The sequence below is a fragment of the Collinsella aerofaciens genome (assembly GCF_028209625.1).
Taxonomy (GTDB): domain Bacteria; phylum Actinomycetota; class Coriobacteriia; order Coriobacteriales; family Coriobacteriaceae; genus Collinsella; species Collinsella aerofaciens_AM.
Map to the genome: position 1 here is coordinate 1 of NZ_JAQLDU010000010.1, position 19,477 is coordinate 19,477.

Here is a 19,477-nt window from a genome sequence, read left to right on the forward strand (position 1 = left end):
TCCCGACGTCGTACAAAGCGTTTCCAGCCATAAAAAGGCCTCCCATTTCTTGTGTCCAAGAAATGGGAGGCAGTTCACACTTCGTGCGGCGGAGGTTCTTTCGTCCTGCGGAGTGCGCCGGAAAGGAAGGTTGCCCTCGGGCCTGCGTTACCTCGGCGCTGCCGTTACGGGCAATATAGATCTGAATTAAAGATGGCGCGCGGCCTTTTAGGCCGCGCTTTTGTTTTGGTTCGCGCCATGTGGGGGTGATGGCGACGTGCATTTTTGCGAGTATTCTGCAATCGAAGGCTCCTGCATATCGTCGTTCGGGCAAAAATCCGTGCTTGTCGATGCTTTTCGCGAATAATAGGCGGTGTTATGGGCTGCTGGGTCTCAGGCTGCAGGGGCATTCGCTATCTAACGCCTCTGCTGCGGAGCCCAAAGCTCTTGGCTGTGCTGAATACTCCCAAAAATGCACGGCGCCTTGAGGGGGACCTTCGCGAAAAAGGAAACCGCCCCGTCGAAGTATGCATTCGACGGGGCGGTTTATACATTTGTCCGATTAAGGATGCGCTGCCAAACTACTAGAACTTGACGGTCGGTGCCTGGTGGGCGGCCTCAGCTGCTTCGAAGCCCTGGCGCTCCTTAAACTGGAAGATGCCGGCAAAGATGACAGCCGGGAACGTCTGAATGGCGTTGTTGTAGCTGAGCACGCAATCGTTGTAGCTCTGGCGTGCATAGCTAATCTTGTTCTCGGTATCCTCGAGCGATGCCTGCAGCTGCGTAAAGTTAGTGTTTGCCTTAAGATCGGGATAGGCCTCGGCTACGGCGAAGAGCTGGCGCAGCGCACCGGTCAGCACGTTGTCGGCTTCCATCTTGGCCTCGGGCGTGGTGGCCTTGACGGCGGTGTTACGCGCGCTGATCACGGCGGAGAGCGTCTCCTGCTCGTGCTTGGCGTAGCCCTTGACGGTCTCGACCAGGTTGGGGATCAGGTCGTTGCGGCGCTGCAGCTGCGTATCGATGTTCTGCCAGGCGTTATCGATGCGGTTACGCTTGGTGACCATGTTGTTGTAGATGCCGGCGATGGCGCAGACAATCACAATGACAACAACGATGCCGATGATGACGGTAATCATGATGTCTCCGTTTCGAATGGCCGCGGCGGCATGCGCCAGCTGCCGTTGGTATAACGCTACTAGTATACCCGCAACGTTTTGCCGTGCCGAACTTTCCGGTAAGCGTTATGTTTTCGGTGGGGTTGGCACCGGGGCAAAGCGCGCGAGGTACAGGTGTAAGATATGCGACAGATTGACGAGTGTTGTCTTTACCCTGAGGACGGCGATGCCAGTGGACCTTCGCATTAAGAAAACCTACCGCGCCCTGTTCGATGCCTTCACCGAGCTTCTCGAGGAGCATCGTTTTGAGGACCTGACGGTTGCCATGCTGTGCGACCGCGCCATGATTCGCCGCACGACGTTCTACAAGCACTTTCGCGACAAGAACGATTACTTTGCCTTTTATATCGATGAGCTCATGTCGGGCTTGCCGCAAAAACAGCCCGATGAGGCCGGCGCAGTGTCTGCCGAGGACGTGCGCGCGCTTCGGCACGCGATTTTGGACGATGCCATGGATTTGATTCTGGCGCACGAGCAGCTCATGGATAACATTTTGGCAAGCAGCATGTCGGGCATGCTGACAAACGTTATTTGCGACCGCATTGCCCGCTCCATCCGCGAGCGTGTGATGAACGTGCTTGCCGAGGATGCCCTGGCCCCCGTGTCACTCGAGACGACGTCTGAGTTTGTCGCCGGCGGTATTATTCGACTTTTCACGATATGGTGGGAATCGGGCCACGATCTTGAGCGTCGACCTGAGATGGCCGACGTGGTCGATGCGCTGTTCGAGCGGACCATGACGCCGGTGTATCACTAAAAGTGGCGGAGAGAGGGGGATTCGAACCCCCGGAACGCTCTCGCGCTCAACGGTTTTCAAGACCGCCGCATTCAACCGCTCTGCCATCTCTCCGTGAGTCGTAATGATAGCATCGTTTTGAATTTGCAACAGGGAAGGCGAACGATGACGATCACCGAAATCGACGAGAAGTTCATGCGCGAGGCGCTGGCGGAGGCGCGAGCCGCCGCGGCGGTGGGCGAGGTGCCCATCGGAGCCGTAGTGGTGCGCGACGGCGAGATCGTCGCGCGGGCGCACAATCGCCGCGAGCTCGACCAGGACCCTTCGGCTCATGCCGAGTTTGCGGCCGTGTGCGCCGCCGCGCAGTCGCTCGGCCGCTGGCGCCTTTCCGATTGCACGGTCTACGTGACGCTTGAGCCCTGCTGCATGTGCGCAGGGCTTATGGTTAACGCGCGCGTGGGACGCTGCGTGTATGGCGCGAGTGACGCCAAGGCGGGCGCGTTGGGATCCCTATACGATTTGAATGCCGACTCGCGCCTGAATCATCGGTTTAACGTGGCGGCTGGGGTCCTGGCGGATGAATGCCGCGAGCTGCTGAGTAGCTATTTTAGTGGGCTGCGTGGCGCCGATGATGCTGGCTGCGGTTGTGGGGCCGAGCTTGAAGCACACGCCGCTCACGCCGCAGCGCTTGCAGGTGCCGGTGAGGATGCTGGCACGGCGGTTGACTTTGGTCCTGCGTGCCGCCGGCCCCGCCGTGTGCTGCTGGCGATCGACTCCTTTAAGGGCAGTGTGTCGAGTGCGCAGGCGGAGGCGGCGGTCGCCGAAGGTGTGCGCCGCGTGTGGCCCGATGCCGAGGTGTGCACATTGCTGCTGGCAGACGGCGGCGAGGGAACGCTCGACGCCATTGCCGCGTGCGGCGGTGAGGTTGTGACCTGCGAGGTAGCGGGTCCCTTGGGCAAGAGCGTGTCTGCCCGGATGCTGGTGGACGGCGAGCGCGAGTCCGCGGTCATTGAGATGGCCGAGACGGCGGGTATTGGGTATTCGCCTTGCACGGAATCGGCAGCGTTGGCGGCCACAACCTATGGCGTGGGCGAACTGATGCTTCGTGCGGTTCGCGCGGGTGCAAAGACTATCTATATTGGCTTGGGCGGTAGTGCCACCAACGACGGCGGCGCCGGCATGCTGCAGGCGCTGGGCGCGCGTGTGGTCGATGATCGGGGCTGCGATATCGCCCCCGGTCTTGCCGGCCTTGAGCGGGTGGCGAGCGTTGATTTGGCGCCAGCGCTGCAGGCTTTGGATGGCGCTCGTATCGTTGTGCTTTCGGATGTCGAGAATCCGCTCGTGGGGCGTCGGGGCGCATTAGCGGTGTTTGGCGGGCAGAAAGGCTTGCCGACGGGTGACGCCGAGGCGCTGAGCAGGTGCGACAGCTGGATGGTCGGCTACGGTCGTCTACTCGATACGGCAATTGTCGAGGCTCGGGCCCAGGGGTTGTTGCGCACACCCGAGGGCGCACGGACATTTGGCTCGGTGCTCGGCGTGCCCGGCGCGGGCGCTGCCGGTGGCTTGGGCGCGGCGTTGCTGGCACTCGGTGCGGAGCTACACTCGGGTGTGGAGACGGTGCTCGATCTCGTGGGGTTTGACGAACATGTGCGCGATGTCGACCTGGTCATAACGGGCGAGGGCAATATGGACGAGCAGTCCGCCGCCGGTAAGGCGCCGGTGGGCGTGGCCCGCCGTGCCAAGCGATATGGCAAGCCGGTGGCCGCTGTCGTGGGCGGTCGCGCCGACAACCTGGATGCGGTGTACGAGCAGGGCATCGACCTTGTACTGCCGATCTGTCGCAAGCCCATGGACCTGGAGCGGGCACTCGATCCGCAAGAAGCCACAGCCAACCTTATCTGCGCCGGCGAGTCAGCCGCACAAGCCTATGACCTCGCTCGCCTCTAAGGCCTATCTCCCTATAAGTTGCGGTGGAATACGGAGTGTTTTTGCCTTTAAGGGGCCAATTCAGTCCGTATTCCACCGCAACTTTGAGAATGGCCATTCGAGGTTGGCTGCCTTGGGTCTTGGGTCGGACCGTTTGCCACGAAATGCGACCATCTACTACGTTAAGCCGGCCACCCTCGACCATCCCGGAATTTGCAAAAACAAAACCGCAGGTAGAAAGCTTGCCGATTTTCGAAAAAGTCGGCTATGGTCGACCCCTGCGACCTAAACGTAGTAGATGGGCCCTTTTCGTGGCACAGCACCAGATCAGTCTATTTAGGACGGGGCCTCCTTGACTACTTTCGCCACCCTGATGCCCCACCAGTCAAAAAGTAGTCAAAAAAGCCCCGTCCCAAATTAGCTGTCTTGCCCCATCGGGCGGGAGCGGGTAAGATATACCGAGCGCCTAGCGCGTTCGATGGGTTCGGATGACGACATGTTCCGAATCTGGTCAGGTCCGGAAGGAAGCAGCCATAAGGAGCCTCTGTCGGGCATCCGAATCCATCGAGCGCACGGGCGCTTTTTTGGTGCCGCGATGCGGTCCCGGTGCCGGCGGGCTGTTTGGTGTCTCGCTGGTCCTCGGCTTTGCCTGCGGGATCGCTCGACTACCAAACAGCCCGCCGGCACCGGGACCACTTCGTCCAAAAATCACCCGTAAAGGCGCGTTAGCCTAAATTAAATCTATCCCTTAAGGAATGCTGCTCGTTGGCGTTGTTTGGAGCGCGGTGGCGATGTGCTTCAAGAGATGGTGGCATTACCATTTGTTTTTACAAGTAAAGAGGCCCGTTTCCCTGGTTTTGGTTGGGGAAACGGGCCTCTTTGTCTATGGGCTTATGGATTGGCGAAGACAATAACCGCTGGCGGCTATTTTGAGTTCTTGATGCGGCGTGTGGCTGTGGCGGTTATTCCGAGTCCTGCGGCGGCGATTCCTGCGAGTGTGATTGCGCTCGGCGCTGTGTCGCCTGTGTTTGCGAGCTTGCCGGTGGTCGTATCTGCTTGCTTGGTGGAGCTCGATGGAGCGTCTTTGCCGGTCGCGGGCGAGCTGGCGGGCTGCGCCGTCTCGGCCGGTTGCGCTGAGCTGGAGGGTTTTGTCGTCTCGGCGGGTTTCGTTATCTCGGGCGAGGTGGCCTTATCTGCCGCGGCTTTCGCCTCTTCGTATGCCTTGCAGGCATCGTCATAGGCCGCTTGCGCCTTTTCCAAATCGCCGAGGAGTGCATTTCGCTTGGCTATGTCCTCATCGATGTGGGCTTTGGCTTCCTCTGCCTCACTTTCGAAATACTGAACCTGTTTTTTCTGGCTTTCGAGCCGGCGTTGGCAGTGGTGAAGATCATCTTCACAAGATTTTTCTCGCCTTTCTGCCGACATGATCTCACTTCGCAACTGCTTAATAGTTTCGTTAGAAGCTCCGTCGTCGATTGCCTTATTTAATTCTGCCTGAAGGCCGCTTGTCCGGTTGTGGGCCTCATTGTATTTGGCTTGGGCTGCATCGACGTTCGCTTGCATGGCGGGAAGGCGCTCCCTCCGTTTGGCGGCTTCCGTCACCACCATGTCGTAGATCTCTTGAAAAGCGGCAATGTCATCATCGATTACCGCAAGTTTCTCAAGACTTGCGGCGTCTTTTGCGGCCTCGAGGTTTTTGAGCGCTTCCTGCATGGCTGCATACGCTCTTTCTTTTGCGGTGGCCGCATCTTCCGTCTGCAAGGCAACTGCACCGGTGGGGGAGCTGGTTTCTGCCGCGATCGCCGTTGCGGGGGCGATTCCCGCGACAAGTGCCGCGGAAAGGGCGATGCCCACAGTTGCTCGTCTTGCTCTTCTTGCGAGAATGTCGTTCATCTCGGCACCTCATTTCAAGGGTCGGCGGCTCGGCTGGTAGCACTACTGTAAGTATACCAAGCGATTGGCGCGCCGCTGACCGGGCATGTGCACCTCTCCGCTTCTCTGGAAACCGAATCCCATTAGAAATGACGAGTTGTTTACGCTTCTTTTGGGCTCACCGTACTATCATGGTTCGAATTGAATGTGGATGATGATAGGGAGCGCCTATACATGATTGAGCTGCTCAGGCGTTTTGGCGGTAAGTTTCGCCGGTATATGGTGATCGGCCCTGCGTGCAAGCTGATCGAAGTGATCTTTGACCTGCTTACGCCGCTGGTGATTGCCCAGATGATCGATAAGGGCATTGGCGCGCACGATGTGAACGCCGTTATCCACTACGGCATGGTACTTGGCGCCATGGCTGTGATCGGCATCTCGTTTACGCTCGTCTGCCAAAAGATGGCGGCGCTCACCTCGCAGGGCATGGGCACCGATATCCGTGGTGCGCTCTACCAGCACATCAACAAACTGAGCTATGCCGAGCTCGATCGCTTTGGCACGCCGTCGCTCATCACCCGCATCACCAACGACGTTAACCAGGTGCAGCTCGCTGTGGCGCTGGGCGTACGCATGCTCATCCGCTGGCCCTTCTTGGCCGTGGGCTCCATGGTCGCGGCCCTTGCCATTGACCTTAAGCTCGGCATGATCTTTTTGATTTGCACGCCCGCCATCGGCTTGGTGTTTTGGTTTGTCATGGCGCGCTGTATCCCGTACTACAAGCAGCTGCAGGCAAAGCTCGACCGCATCGCGCTTATCTGCCGCGAGGGCCTTTCGGGCGCCCGCGTGGTTCGCGCCTTTGTGCGCGAGGACCATGAGCGCGAGCGCTTTGCCCAAGCCGCCGATGACCAGGCCCATACCGCCATCGCGGTGGGCAAGCTCTCGTCGATCCTTAATCCCGTCACGTTTTTGGTGATGAACCTGGGCGTGTGCGCCATCCTGTGGGTGGGCGGCATCCAGGTCAACGTGGGTGAGCTCACGCAGGGTCAGGTCATGGCGTTTGTGAACTACATGACGCAGACCCTGACCTCCATCGTGTACGTCGCCAACCTGGTTGTGGTCTTTACCAAGGCGAGCGCCAGTGCGTCGCGTATCAACGAGGTGCTCAATTGCGTGCCGAGCATCACCGACGAGGGCAACCAGCCGGTCGCGCTGCCCAAGCCGGGCAATGCCGCCCCAGTTCCCGCGCTGAGCTTTGACCATGCGAGCTTCTCCTTTGGCGCGGGCGCGGCAAATGCCGTCAACGATGTGACCCTGGAACTCCCACTGGGCAAGACTCTCGGCGTTATCGGCGGCACGGGCAGCGGCAAGTCCACACTCGTCTCGCTTATCTCGCGCCTGTACGATGCGGGCACCGGCAGCGTGAGCGTGATGGGCTCCGACGTGCGTGCCTGGCCGCTCGATCAGCTGCGCCATGTGGTCGCGACCGTCCCGCAACGCGCGTCGCTGGTGAGCGGCACGATCCGCAGCAACCTGACCTGGCGTGACGAGTCGGCGACCGACGAGGAGCTCTGGGCGGCGCTCGATATGGCGCAGGCCAGCGAGTTCGTGCGTAACAAGCAGCAGGGCTTAGATGCTCCGGTCGAGGCGGGCGGTAAGAACTTCAGCGGTGGCCAACGCCAGCGCCTGACCATTGCGCGCGCTCTGGTGGGCTCGCCGCAGATCCTGATTATGGATGACTCCGCCTCGGCGCTCGACTTTAAGACCGATGCGGCGCTTCGCCATGCCATTCGCGAACGAAGCATGCGCGGTGCCGCCGAGGGTGGGCTGCCGCTGACCACGGTGATTGTGAGCCAGCGCGTCTCGACCGTGCGCGACGCCGACATGATCTGCGTGCTCGATCACGGCTCGGTCGCGGGCCTGGGCACGCACGATGAGCTGTATACGACCTGCCAGCTCTATCGCGAGATTTGCCAGTCGCAGCTTCGTCGTGAGGAGCTCGAGGGTCAGCAGGGGAGCGCGACGTCCACGTCCACCCCAGGCGCCGCGTGCGCCCTGGCATCCACTTGCGCAAAGGAGGGCTGCTAGATGAATCCGTATACTTCCTCCGGTTCGGTCGCCACGATGACGGCCAACGTGTCCGGCAACGATAACCTCAACGACTTGGGTGACGGCCCGCGTCAGCCCGGCGACCCCGAGCGCTACCCCGTGGGCGCGGTAGCTCGCCGCCTGCTGGGCTACGTCCGTCCGCATCGCATTTCGTTTACGGCGTCGTTTGTGAGCGCTGCCATCTCGGTGATCTTACAACTCTATACGCCCATCCTCATCGGCGAGGGCATCGACCTCATCGTTGCCGCCGGGCAGGTGGACTTTGACGCGCTGCTGCCGCTCGTCACCAAGCTTGCGATTGTCGTGGTGGGCGCGGCGGCCTTCCAGTGGCTGCAGGGCTACTGCGTCAACCGCCTGTCCTACGAGACAGTGCGCGACATGCGCGTGGAGGCGAGCGACAAGCTCAGCCGCATGCCGCTCAGCTTTATCGACAGCCATGCCCATGGTGACCTTATGAGCCGCGTAGTCAACGACGTCGACCAGGTGGGCGATGGTCTGCTGCAGGGCTTCACACAGCTCTTTACCGGCGTTATCACCATTGTGGGCACGCTCGCGTTTATGCTCTCCATCAACCTGACCATGACGCTCGTGGTGGTACTCGTCACGCCGCTTTCCATCTTTGCGGCCGGCGCCATCGCAAAGCTCTCCAACAAGAGCTTTACGGCCCAGCAACGCATTCAAGGCCGGCTCGGCGGCCATATCGAGGAGTATGTGGGCGAGCAAAAGCTCGTGGACGCGTTTGCCTACGGCCCGAGCGCTCAGCAGCGCTTCGATGCCCTTAACGCCGAGCTGTATACGGCAGGTGAGCGCGCGCAGTTTATGGGTTCGCTTTCCAACCCCGGTACGCGCTTTATCAACAACATCATCTACGCTGTGGTCGCCGTGATCGGCTGCGTGGGCGTGATCACGGGCGTGCCGGCGGCGCTCACGGTGGGCGGCGTGCAGATCTTCCTGTCCTACGCCAACCAGTACACTAAGCCGTTCAACGAGGTCACGAACGTCATCACGCAGATCCAGACCGCGTACGCCTCGGCGCGCCGCATGTTTGCGTTGCTTGATGCGCGCGAGCAGGAGCCCGACGCGGCGGATGCCGTGGAGCTTGTCGCCCCGCAGGGCGAGGTGACCTTTGAACACGTGGACTTTAGCTATGTGCCCGACCGCAAACTGCTGCAGGATATCTGCATCGAGGCCAAACCCGGTACGCGCTTTGCCCTCGTCGGTCCCACGGGCTGTGGCAAGACGACGCTCATCAATCTGCTGCTGCGCTTTTACGATATCGATGCTGGGCGCATCGCGGTCGATGGTCGCTCCTCGCGTGACTACACGCGCGCGAGCCTGCGCCGCGCCTTTGGCATGGTGCTGCAGGACACCTGGCTGTTCGAGGGCACGGTGGCCGAAAACATTGCCTACGGTTGCCCCGATGCCACGCGCGAGCAGATTGTCGAGGCCGCCAAGCGCGCGCACGCGCACAAGTTTATCGCGCAGCTGCCAGGCGGCTACGATACGGTGATCGGCGAGGACGGCGGCACGTTTAGCCAAGGTCAAAAACAGCTGCTGTGCATCGCGCGCGTCATGCTCACCGACCCAGCTATCTTGCTGCTGGACGAGGCGACCTCGAGCATCGATACGCGTACCGAGCTGCAGGTTCAGGCGGCATTCGACAAGCTTATGGCAGGTCGCACAAGCTTTGTCGTGGCGCACCGCCTGAGCACCATCCGCAACGCCGATTGCATTCTGGTGATGCGCGACGGCCAGGTTATCGAGCGGGGCACACACGACGAGCTGCTGGCGGCAGACGGCTTCTACGCCGAACTCTACCGCAGCCAGTTCGCCCAGTGAGCAAGCCCGTGGGGCAAATTAATCAGGTTTGTTTGTCCCATAGAGCGATCTTGTTATATAGCGTTCTACCAGCGCGTGAAACATTTTGACGATACTCCGTGACACAATTTGACGGCGTTTTGTGAAACAGTTTTTCGGCCATTCGTGAAACGTTCTGCGGCGGTTTCAATCCGAAGTACATACTGTTCGAAATCTGTCCAAAGATGTCGTCTGCGTCGCCAATCGACAGACGGTGGTTTACATCTGTCACGTTAGTACTAAGATATTCATCTAATAAATTGCATTAGTGGCTTTAGTTTTGGGGGAAACGAGGCAACGTGACTATGACGTGCTCTTTGGTGGTTAACAGCAAGAGCGGTAATACCAGGATGGTTTCGGGTGCGATCAAGCGCACTCTGCAGACTGCGGGCGTTGAGTTTGTCCACGCCGCGGCGTTGAGCGACGATGCGGACGCAGATCAGGTTGCGCTCGAGGCGCAGGGCGCCTGCGCGGCCGACACGGTGCTCGTCGGTTTTTGGTGCGACAAGGGCGCGTGCACGCCGTCGGTCGCGGCGTTGCTCTCCGCCTTGCACGGCAAGCGCGTCTTCCTGTTTGGCACCTGCGGCTTTGGGGCCGACCAGAGCTATTACCAGCAGATTATTGATCGCGTAACTTCCAATTTGGCTGGGGATGCCGAGCTTGCGGGCTGGGCGATGTGCCAGGGCAAGATGGGCCCCGCGGTCAAGCAGCGCTACGAGGCCATGCTCGAGCAAGATCCCGAAAACGCCCGATTTAAGATGCTGCTCGACAACTGGGTTGCCGCGAAGGACCATCCCACCAAGGAAGACCTGGACAACATGGCTGCAGCCGCCAAGAAGGCCGTGCTGGGAGAGTAGCTTCGCCGTTCGTGGTCCTTCGTGCAAAACAATACAAATGTGAAAGCCTCGAAGTTCTCGAGGCTTTTTTCGTGACACGAGGGCGCCCCTTTATTGATGGAAGGCCTAATAAGCTGATTGTTCTATGCCCGGATGTGTGCGGAGTGGGATGGGATTTCCGGATGGGTGGGGTTGCGGAAGCTGCGTCCCGGAATTTGCCTTTGGAATGGGATGCGGTTTCCCGTTGAGGGGCTCTGTGGAAACCGCATCCCAGTTTTCGGCCGAGAAATGGGATGTAGTTTCCGGTTGAGGGTCTTGGCGGAAAGTGCGACCCGGAATTTGTGATCGAAGCGGGATACGGCTTCCCAACGGGGCCACAAGCGGAAGCCGCATCCCACTCCGGACGGGAATTCTGGGACACGGTTTTCAGAGGGTTATGGGCTGCGAACTAGATGGGGCTGTCATAAAACTCCAGTAAAAGGGGTCGGAAATAAAGGGCACTTCCAGCAATTTGTTTTAATGTGGGGGGGGGGTACCATTATTTTAGTTTCGCAAAAAAATAATCCCTCTATGGGGAAGTTGCGTAGGGGGTTAGTCACAGATATTGGATAAAGCAGACCAATTTGGGGATAAATGACCACTTACGCCAAAATTAGTAGCATTTAGCGACAAAACATTGAAAAATGTGTAGCACATCGCTATGTTTTTATTACGAAAAGATTCCAAATTGGCTTATTTCGGACTCACTTTTCAAGCGCCTTGCGGTTCCTGTTGAAACTTGCTGACCTTTGGATGGGTCGAATAGGTCCTCAAGGGGGATGAATTATCACTTTGACGGCGCGTAGACTCAAACGATTTATTGCACTTTTGAGTAGCTTGGCGTTCGCGCTTGTCATAGCCCTTGCCGTTGTTTCTTTTGTTCCTCGTGCATTTGGATACATGCCCTTTGCTGTGCTCTCGGGCTCTATGGAACCCGATCTTCCCGTTGGCTCCATGGTGTTTGTCCGCCAGGTTGAGCCAACGGATATTACCGTGGGCGACAATGCAACCTTTTACCGATCGGACGGCGCCGTGGTGACGCACCAGGTGTACGAGATCGACCCTGCCGCGCAGATGATCGGCACGCAGGGAATTGCGAACAAAAATGCAGACGGAAGCATCATGCACGATGCCGAGCAGACGCCTTTTTCGAGTGTTATCGGCACTGTTTCTTTTTGTGTCCCTTACCTGGGCTTCGTTAACGCATATTGCACGACGATGCCCGGTTTGCTTGTTGTGGTGGCCGTTCTGGCGCTGCTGGCCGCGGCGTCGATTGTGCTCGATCGGATGGTTCCCGACGAGCCTGCGGGCAAGCATACCCGCGTGCATGCGAGGGAGCGGCGTTCATAGCGGCAGGGAAAAGCGTCGGCGGCGGTAGGGGCCGTTGCCGGGGAAAACGATTCTCGAAAGGAAGAGAACGATGGAAAACAAGAAGAAAAAGCGCTACGGCATCATTGCCGCCCTGCTGCTGTTGGTGCTGGCCGCCGGCGTTGGCACCTATGCATGGCTGACGGCGACCCAAACCAAGGTGAATGAGTTCACGGTTGGCAGCATCGACAAGCCTGAAGTGAAGCCCAACCCTGACCAGCCGAACAAGCCCGGCGACAAGCCCACGGACCCCTCAGTGGATGGTTATCTGTTCGAGACCAAATGGACCGATAAATCCAAGATGATTCCCGGCACCACCATCAATAAGAACCCCAACGTCGGCATCGGCAAGGATTCCGATAGCTCCTATGTGTTCATCTATGTGAAGAACGCAATTGTGAAGACAGACGCCGAAAACGCCCTTGCCAAGACCCCGTACTTCACCCTTAATTCCAACTGGAAACCGGTTGCTACTGACCAGGTGAAGACCAACGGTAGCGAAGGCCAGTACGTGAGCGGTCTGTTCATGTATACCGCTGATGGCACCAGCACTCCTGCAGAGCTTACTCCCGCTGATGGCAAGGCTGCTTACACCGGTGAGCTGTTCAGCACCGTGCATATCCCGGCTGGCATGAACAACGCGGATGTCGTTAAAGATAAAAAGCCCGCTATGACAGTCTCCTGCTACATCTTCGGCGCTGATCAGAAGGGCGACAAGGCCGATGCGGCCACCAACGCCCTTGAGCAGGCCAAGGAATGGGCTAAGACTCAGGCTCAGGCTTAATCCCTCCCCACCGAGATCCCGGCCCGCTCCCCATCCCCATTTTCGGGCCGGGATCTCGGCTCCCCTTTAATCGACGATTGGCGAACGTAATGCTCAACAATCTTTCCGACAATCAGAAACGCACCTTGGCGCTTGCCGCGATGGCGCTGTTGGCCCTGGCGTGCCTGTGCGGCACGCTGGCTTTTACCGTTGATATGGTTCCGGCGAACAACGTTCTATCGTTTGGCAGCGTGAAGGTACGAGTCTGCGAATACACCCTCAACGAGCAGGGCGAGGAGATTCCGTTTGAGCCCAACGAGCACGGGGACTATCCCGACACCAAGGCCGGGGGTTCTGACATCAGCCGCATTGTGCGCGTGGAGAACGTCGGCACGCAGCCTGAGTACGTTCGCGCGCGTCTGCACATGACGTCGGTGGCGCCCGACGGTTCGAGCGCGGATGCTTCGGGCAGCGTTGCGTTTCATGTGAACGCGGGCGAGGGGTCCCCGTGGATCGATGGCGGCGATGGGTGGTACTACTACCGCGGATTGGCCGGGCGTGGCGGCACGCTCGACCCCGGCGCCATGACGGAAAGCCTCATGGACTCGCTGCGCTTTGTGGGCGACTACCACGATGCCGCGCGCGGCGGCTCATTCAAGCTCGATATCGATGTTCAGGCCGTGCAGGCCAAAAACCAGCAGGCAAGCGACACCGCCCTCGACGTACTTGACGTCGAGGGTTGGCCGGAGGCGAACTAGCCTATGAAGATCAAGAACATAAACCGGGGCATGCTTAGCAGGCTGGTTGCCGTCGCAGCGATTGCCCTTTGCTGCGTTATGGCGCTGCCAACGGTGGTGCATGCCGAGGACGTGCCCGAGAACAAAAACGAATTCCACATCAAAAACGAGGCTGACTTTTTGTCGTGTGTGGCGCTGTCGCGCGAGCGCGATACGTCCGGCTGGTACGTTTATCTCGATAACGACATTGAGCTCGACAGCGACGACATGAAAGCCATCGTTGCAAACACCGTTAAGCATCTGTCGTTTGGCAACAAGGAGCATCCGTTTAAGGGCGTGTTCGATGGTCAAAACCACACCGTTGAGGGCCTGAACTACGATAAAGACGCTTTTGACCCCGAGCGCGATACGGGATTTTTTGCCGAGACCAACGGTGCCACCATCAAAAACTTCCTGGTCAAGGACGCCAACGTGTGGGCGGACTTCCGCGGTGGCATTATCGTGGGCAAGGCCGTCAATACGCGCTTCGAAAACGTTATGGTCATGGAGAGCACGCTGCACGTGACCTGCGCCAACAATGCTCTCAACCTCATTACCAACGCAGGCTTTGAGGGCGGTCTTATCGCCGGCGAGCTCGACGGCTGCACCCTCTACAACTGCGAGGTCCGTGGCGGCCGTGCCGTCAACAATACGACCTCGGGCGTGCAGGCGCTCGGCGGTGAGGGTCTGTATATGGCGGCGTTTGCCGGTTACGTTACAAATTCGACGATTGAGTACTGCCGCGTTACGCCTACGCGCAACGGAGACGGCTCGGTTGCCAAGAACGGCATGACCGACGTTACCAATAAGTACGACGTGGCTGTTGGCGCTCTGGGCGGCAACAACGTGTACGCCTCGGGTTTTGTGGGCTGCATGGCGGGTAACGCCAAGATTATCGACTGCTTCTCGACGGCGCAGTGCTACAGCTATGCCGCGTCGTACGTGGGCGTCGTCGCCGTGACGCGTGCGTGGACGGGTGGCTTGGCGGGTCGTATTCTAACCGAAAAGGGCAACGAGCTCGTTCGAAGCCATTTTGCGGGTGACTTGAGCTCGCGTCAGTACAATCCCATCGCCGTGATCCCCATCATTCAAAACGATGTGAACCTGGGCGGTATTGCTGCGCGCGCCAACAAGGGTGACGCCACGGTTACCGAATGCTACTTTAAGCCGAGTGTGAGCCTAAAAGGCAGCAGCCAGGGCAACCCTGCCAAAAAGAAAATCCCCTCGTTTGGCGGCGACGGCACCACCAAGGGTGATGGCTATGGTCCATGGGATGACGAGCGCTACACCACGCGCGAGCTGTGGGAAGAGCACGACTACGATTTCTGTGCCGGCACCATGCGCTCGACCGACAACGACGATGCCCTGGGTGGCCAGCACCCCAATGAGTGGGCGATGGATTACACGCTGAATATTCCCGTGCATGGCCAGAGCGTTAAGGCGACGATTGATTTTCCCGGCGCGGGCACCGCGACCATCGAGGCGACCAAACTTGGAATTGAACAGAAGACCTCGGATCCGTACGCCTTTGCCGTGAGCGCCGTGCTGGCGGGAACGGCTCAGGGCTTGGCCCAGGGCGATACATCGGTGACGTTTAGGCAGGATACCTCCGCAAAGCCTGAGGGGCTGAGTAAGGCGAACGACGGCTACCGCTTTATGGGCTGGTTCCGCGAGCCCGACGTGCGTGTGAACCGAATTGGACAAGACAACAGCTGGTTTGACGGCAAGACCGATGCTGCTGCTGTCGCTGCTGACAAGCGCGTCGAGGAGAACACGGCCCACGATAAGGCTTCGACCTACACCGCCGACAACGGAAGCGGCGTCGATGAAAAATTCGGCTTCAAGGGTAACGACCTCTTTATCGCTTCATACGAGGCGCAGGTGCTGTTCTATAACGTTAAGGGTGAGACGCTTGATTGGAAAACCGGTGATGCGCACGACAAGTCAGTTGATTGGTATCGCTACGGTGTGGATGTGACGCCTACGGCTCCTGCAGACCGCGAGGGGCTTTCCGACAGCGCAACGTTTATCGGCTGGACCTCGCAGCCTAGCAACGAGGCCGGGAAGAACGGTGCCTATGCCGCCATCACCTCTACTCAGCTGGCTGATCTGAAAAACAAGGGAGCATTCTATCCTGCGGGTAGCGAGATCACCGTGGTCGGGCCTACCGATTTCTATCCCGTGTACAGCGACTACGTGTCGAACATCCTGACGGAGTTTGAAGGCCACGACCCGGATGATAAAACTAAGCGCGAAGGCGTGGGCAAAACTTACGTTAAGGTTGGGACTGCAGAAGATGGCACAAGCGCGTATACCGTGCAGGTGCTCGATGTATCCGGCAATGCTATATCCAAGGACGGCACCCTGCCCGACGGCTATCGCTTCTTGGGTTGGTATGAAAACAAGGGAACCGAGGATGCCCCGCTCGAGGTGCGCGTAAGCCGCGATCCCAGCTATACGCTCCCCGCCGATGTCGATTTAACCGCGCCGCATACCTACATCGCCCGCTTTGAGTACCGAGTGGATTATTACGTTCGGGCTTATACCAACCATGAGTTTACGGACAGCAAGCTACTTTGTTCCGTTTGGAATCGCTATCAAACGCCCTTTGAGGAAAACGTCGGTAGTACCTTCGTGCGTGAAAACGTCGTCCACTGGGGCCCGGAGCATGTTGACCACGGTATAAAGGATAGTTATGAAACGTGTGGCACACGCTTCACGAAGGAAACACTTGTCGTGAGTCCCCTTAACGCGTACTCGCACAACGTTAAAAACGATACGGGAGCCGATACTCTAAAAAACCTCTATGCCGATACCGATTTTCCAGGCGCTGCAACGCTAAGCGATACTTGGACTTCGGCTTCGCTGAACGTAACGGTCAAACCGGTGAATGATCGCTATCGCCTGAATTTCTGGACGCTTGAGCGCGATGGTGAATATTGGACATATGTGAAAAATCCCATCGAGAGCATGGTGCGTACAGATAAGAAGTACTACGTTCGCGCGATGATTACCACGGACGTTAATTTCTACAACAAGGGCGATAATGTCGTGAGGACTGCCACGCGGCGCTATGAGAGTAACTTGCTGCAGGCCAAGGTGAACGGGGCGGATCCGACGTTCACGTATTACTACCCGCATGTGAACACCTCGGTTGAGGCAAAAGGAAAGCCGCAGGACGGGCTAACTGGTTCTTATGAAAGCCCCTTGACCCTTGAGTCTTCTCCGACCGATGCGGAGATGGCGGTGCCGGGTTATAAGTTCTTGGGCTGGATTTCGACTGCCGAGGTCCAGAAGGATTCTGCCGTCTGGAACTATATCTACGACGTCGCCGGCGATTCCTTCACCACTTCTGACCCGGATAAGGCCGAACCGTATCTGGTGAAACCAGATTTTAAGGTCACCCAGTGGCAGGATGCCTATCCGGTGTACGCGAAGTACGATGTTAGGTACACCACCAACCTGTATCGCGCCGGTTTTAAGGGCACGGACAAGGTCAATGTGCCTAGGTACGACATCGATCCCGTTATCAACGCGGGCACCGACCCTGCTACGGCAACGGTGACCCCTGACGTCACGACTCCGGTTTATAAAGCAGGCGGTGAGCTGTATAAGTTGCAGAAGGTTGAGATCGAGCTTCCGAATGGCGAAGTTGAAGAGATCGAACCTAACGGCGATAACTCGTATTCCCATCAGGTGGAACCCGGCGGGGCCTATACATTTGTGGCGTACTATTCGCCATTGGCGGTCGTGTACCATCTCAATGCCAAAGATGTTGACGGCAAAGTTGCTCAGCAAGGCGATATGCTCGGCAACCTTGATGGCGGCATCCCGAAGCCCACTTATGACGTCAGCGCTATCGATAGGGATACAGGAGGTGCGTTCAACGCCTTCGTGGGCTGGACGGAAGCCAAGCCGGCACCTGTCAAGGGCTATGTCGCTTGGTCGGAGGGTATCCGCATGGTGAGTGCTTCTACCGTGGTCAGGGCCCCCATGGAGCTGTACCCGGTCTACCGTCCCAGCCTGGTTACCGTTCAATCGAACATCGACTTAAATCTCGCGAATCCTGCTCTTGTCCGCGGTCTCGGCCGTACTGATTCCGGCGACCAGATCTCTCTTGAGGTCAAGGCTGTCAAGGAGGTTGTGGGCATTGACGGCACCAAGTACGACTTTGTCGGCTGGTCGCGCGATTATGTCAATGACGGGCAGTACACCCTGATGACTGACGATGAGAAGTATCCCCTCGAGGGCAGCGAGCCCTTTGAGAGCGTGACCTACACTGCGGTGTACAAGAAGACGCCGCTTAAAGTGCGCTATCACGACACCGAAGGCAACGTCATCTACACCGCTACGGTAGACCCGAACGATACGAGTGTTCTGCGTGGCCAGGATGGCAATGCCGGCTTTGTTCAGACAGTTAAGGTGCCCAAGATGTACGAGAACGGCAACCCGGTCTATGACGACAAGGGTGAACCCGTCATGGAGCCAAAGGAAGTGGCCTACGATCCCGAAGCCTACTCCGCAATCGTCGCATTCCTGGGCGAGCGAGCGGATAGCAGCTTGAAGGAGTTGTTCTTGGAGTGGCAGTGGGTTAATGGCGACAAAGCTGTGGCGTGGAGCGACTTCAAGGGTAAACCGGTTACAGCCAACATGGATTTGTATCCGGTGACGTATAGGGTCGTCGCTAACGACACATCGGACGATGCGAGCCCTAAGAATGTGACCGGGCAGCTCAAGTGGTTGCTTGATCCCAATGCCGCGAACACGATAGATGACAAGAGCGATAAGGCGCCGTTCAAGGCTTGCTTTGCAAAGCCCTTCATGGGCACGCAACTGACGGTGCACGTTGACCGCGTGGGCTATGGTCTTCCTGGCCAGACTCCTGCGCCTGTCAACGGGAAGTATGTCTCGCTTTACAGTTCGGGTTCAGGCGAGGGCTCGTTTGAGCTGACGAATCGTTTGGACTACAAGCTCACGGGCGACGGCACTCAGAGCGATGGCAATGCGGTGTTCGATTTCGCCGCTACGCATACGCTCAAGATCGTCAAGCAAACCCAGGATAGCTGGGCGAAGGGCAAGACGTTCCGCTTCAAGGTTTCCCGGGCCGGCATGGACGGCAACGCCTTGGAGGAGCGCACGGTTGAGGTAACGGTGTCATCGGATGCGCAGCTGAAGGACGGTTCCGCCTGGTACTCCGGCGCTATCGAGCTTGCGGTCCCGGCGGGTATCTACACCGTCGAGGAGGACTCAGCGTGGGCATGGCGCTACAGCAACAAAATCGGCGTCCCTGGCAAGCAGCCGGGCGATAAGGCGCAGGCGACTATCTCCGCTGCATCGAGCGCGAACGATGCCACGTTCACCTGCACGAACACGCGTGTGAACGACAAATGGATCGACGGCAGCAAGCGTGCCCATAACGTTTGGAGCAACGGCAACGTAGCAAAGAAGGAGGATTAGCATGTCCAAGCGCAAGCGCATCATCGCCTTGCTGGTGGGGGTTATCCTCCTGGCCGGTACGGCAGGCACGTTGGCCTGGCTTTCGGTTACGGGCGTGCTGGTCAACCAGTTCGGCATCGGGTCGGTGACGCCATCGGTTCAGGAAACGCTCAACGGCAAAGTGAAAAGCGATGTCAAGGCGAAGAACACGGGTACCGCGCCCGCCTATATTCGTGCTGCAGTGGATATCTACTGGCAGGACCAGGATGGCGCACGCCTGTGGGATGAGCCGAAGGAGGAGCCGAAGGGTGAGGCGGATTACGAGATTGCGTGGAGCGTGGCTGATGCCTCGGGCGCGAACTCGGCTTATAACTGGGTTAAGGCGAGCGACGGGTTCTATTACTGGACGTCGCCCGTCGCTCCTGGCGCGGAAACCGGCGTGCTCATTAATAGGGTTACCGAGCTCAAGGCAACCGAAGGTCGCAATCTTGTCGTGGATATCTCCACTCAGGCGGTCCAGGCGACGCCCGATGAGGCCGTGCACGACGCATGGGGTTGCTCGGTCGAGAATGACGTGCTGGTGCCGCCGCATGGAGGTGCGTAAG

The 19,477-nt window shown here is 58.5% G+C and carries 13 protein-coding genes, 1 tRNA gene and 1 other RNA gene; 11 read left to right on the forward strand and 4 right to left on the reverse strand.

What is annotated here, in order from left to right:
• Together PMW70_RS05955 and PMW70_RS05960 are read right to left on the reverse strand one after the other, a co-directional pair.
• Window positions 1-262 (reverse strand): hypothetical protein (locus PMW70_RS05955; RefSeq protein WP_271744170.1); only part of this gene is annotated, 262 nt, incomplete at its 3' end.
• Between the two features lie 301 nt (window positions 263-563).
• On the reverse strand, window positions 564-1,115 hold the full coding sequence (locus tag PMW70_RS05960) for a LemA family protein (protein WP_199585352.1): 552 nt from the start codon (window positions 1,113-1,115) through the stop codon (window positions 564-566).
• Window positions 1,116-1,326: 211 nt separating this feature from the next.
• On the opposite strand from PMW70_RS05960, the gene PMW70_RS05965 reads away from it, so the two are divergent.
• On the forward strand, window positions 1,327-1,911 hold the full coding sequence (locus PMW70_RS05965; protein WP_271744171.1) for a TetR/AcrR family transcriptional regulator: 585 nt from the start codon (window positions 1,327-1,329) through the stop codon (window positions 1,909-1,911).
• A gap of 3 nt (window positions 1,912-1,914) precedes the next feature.
• Here the strand turns inward: PMW70_RS05965 and PMW70_RS05970 are convergent.
• A tRNA-Ser gene (locus PMW70_RS05970) sits at window positions 1,915-2,004 on the reverse strand.
• A 51-nt stretch (window positions 2,005-2,055) separates the two neighbouring features.
• Between PMW70_RS05970 and tadA the strand changes: the two genes are divergently transcribed.
• Together tadA and ffs are read left to right on the forward strand one after the other, a co-directional pair.
• On the forward strand, window positions 2,056-3,837 hold the full coding sequence (tadA, locus tag PMW70_RS05975) for a tRNA adenosine(34) deaminase TadA (protein WP_271744173.1): 1,782 nt from the start codon (window positions 2,056-2,058) through the stop codon (window positions 3,835-3,837).
• A gap of 454 nt (window positions 3,838-4,291) precedes the next feature.
• Window positions 4,292-4,387: signal recognition particle sRNA small type (gene ffs / locus PMW70_RS05980), an RNA gene on the forward strand.
• A gap of 353 nt (window positions 4,388-4,740) precedes the next feature.
• Here ffs and PMW70_RS05985 read toward each other — a convergent pair.
• Window positions 4,741-5,709: an LPXTG cell wall anchor domain-containing protein gene (locus PMW70_RS05985; RefSeq protein ID WP_271744175.1), complete on the reverse strand. Its 969-nt coding sequence runs from the start codon at window positions 5,707-5,709 to the stop codon at window positions 4,741-4,743.
• A gap of 213 nt (window positions 5,710-5,922) precedes the next feature.
• Between PMW70_RS05985 and PMW70_RS05990 the strand changes: the two genes are divergently transcribed.
• The 8 genes from PMW70_RS05990 to PMW70_RS06025 all read left to right on the forward strand — a co-directional run bounded on the left by PMW70_RS05990 (window position 5,923) and on the right by PMW70_RS06025 (window position 19,476).
• Entirely contained in the window at window positions 5,923-7,776 is a 1,854-nt protein-coding gene (locus PMW70_RS05990) for an ABC transporter ATP-binding protein (protein ID WP_271744177.1), read from the forward strand.
• The gene (locus tag PMW70_RS05995; protein ID WP_271744179.1) at window positions 7,777-9,636 is read left to right on the forward strand and encodes an ABC transporter ATP-binding protein; all 1,860 of its coding nucleotides are present in this window, start codon (window positions 7,777-7,779) and stop codon (window positions 9,634-9,636) included.
• 323 nt (window positions 9,637-9,959) lie between these two features.
• The gene (gene bilS, locus PMW70_RS06000; protein WP_271744180.1) at window positions 9,960-10,511 is read left to right on the forward strand and encodes a flavodoxin family protein BilS; all 552 of its coding nucleotides are present in this window, start codon (window positions 9,960-9,962) and stop codon (window positions 10,509-10,511) included.
• Between the two features lie 846 nt (window positions 10,512-11,357).
• Window positions 11,358-11,879: a signal peptidase I gene (locus PMW70_RS06005; protein ID WP_255413454.1), complete on the forward strand. Its 522-nt coding sequence runs from the start codon at window positions 11,358-11,360 to the stop codon at window positions 11,877-11,879.
• Between the two features lie 70 nt (window positions 11,880-11,949).
• Entirely contained in the window at window positions 11,950-12,681 is a 732-nt protein-coding gene (locus PMW70_RS06010) for a SipW-dependent-type signal peptide-containing protein (RefSeq protein ID WP_271744181.1), read from the forward strand.
• 89 nt (window positions 12,682-12,770) lie between these two features.
• Complete coding sequence (locus PMW70_RS06015; protein WP_271744183.1) at window positions 12,771-13,418, forward strand: hypothetical protein; 648 nt, start codon at window positions 12,771-12,773, stop codon at window positions 13,416-13,418.
• 3 nt (window positions 13,419-13,421) lie between these two features.
• Complete coding sequence (locus tag PMW70_RS06020; RefSeq protein WP_271744185.1) at window positions 13,422-18,893, forward strand: RHS repeat domain-containing protein; 5,472 nt, start codon at window positions 13,422-13,424, stop codon at window positions 18,891-18,893.
• A 1-nt stretch (window position 18,894) separates the two neighbouring features.
• Complete coding sequence (locus PMW70_RS06025; RefSeq protein WP_117640426.1) at window positions 18,895-19,476, forward strand: hypothetical protein; 582 nt, start codon at window positions 18,895-18,897, stop codon at window positions 19,474-19,476.
• Window position 19,477 lies beyond the last annotated feature (1 nt).

Coding starts and splice junctions, on each gene's coding strand:
- PMW70_RS05960 (WP_199585352.1), bottom strand. CDS start 1,115: ATGATTACCGTCATCATCGGCATCGTTGTTGTCATTGTGATTGTCTGC.
- tadA (WP_271744173.1), top strand. CDS start 2,056: ATGACGATCACCGAAATCGACGAGAAGTTCATGCGCGAGGCGCTGGCG.
- PMW70_RS05985 (WP_271744175.1), bottom strand. CDS start 5,709: ATGAACGACATTCTCGCAAGAAGAGCAAGACGAGCAACTGTGGGCATC.
- PMW70_RS05990 (WP_271744177.1), top strand. CDS start 5,923: ATGATTGAGCTGCTCAGGCGTTTTGGCGGTAAGTTTCGCCGGTATATG.
- PMW70_RS05995 (WP_271744179.1), top strand. CDS start 7,777: ATGAATCCGTATACTTCCTCCGGTTCGGTCGCCACGATGACGGCCAAC.
- bilS (WP_271744180.1), top strand. CDS start 9,960: ATGACGTGCTCTTTGGTGGTTAACAGCAAGAGCGGTAATACCAGGATG.
- PMW70_RS06010 (WP_271744181.1), top strand. CDS start 11,950: ATGGAAAACAAGAAGAAAAAGCGCTACGGCATCATTGCCGCCCTGCTG.
- PMW70_RS06015 (WP_271744183.1), top strand. CDS start 12,771: ATGCTCAACAATCTTTCCGACAATCAGAAACGCACCTTGGCGCTTGCC.
- PMW70_RS06020 (WP_271744185.1), top strand. CDS start 13,422: ATGAAGATCAAGAACATAAACCGGGGCATGCTTAGCAGGCTGGTTGCC.
- PMW70_RS06025 (WP_117640426.1), top strand. CDS start 18,895: ATGTCCAAGCGCAAGCGCATCATCGCCTTGCTGGTGGGGGTTATCCTC.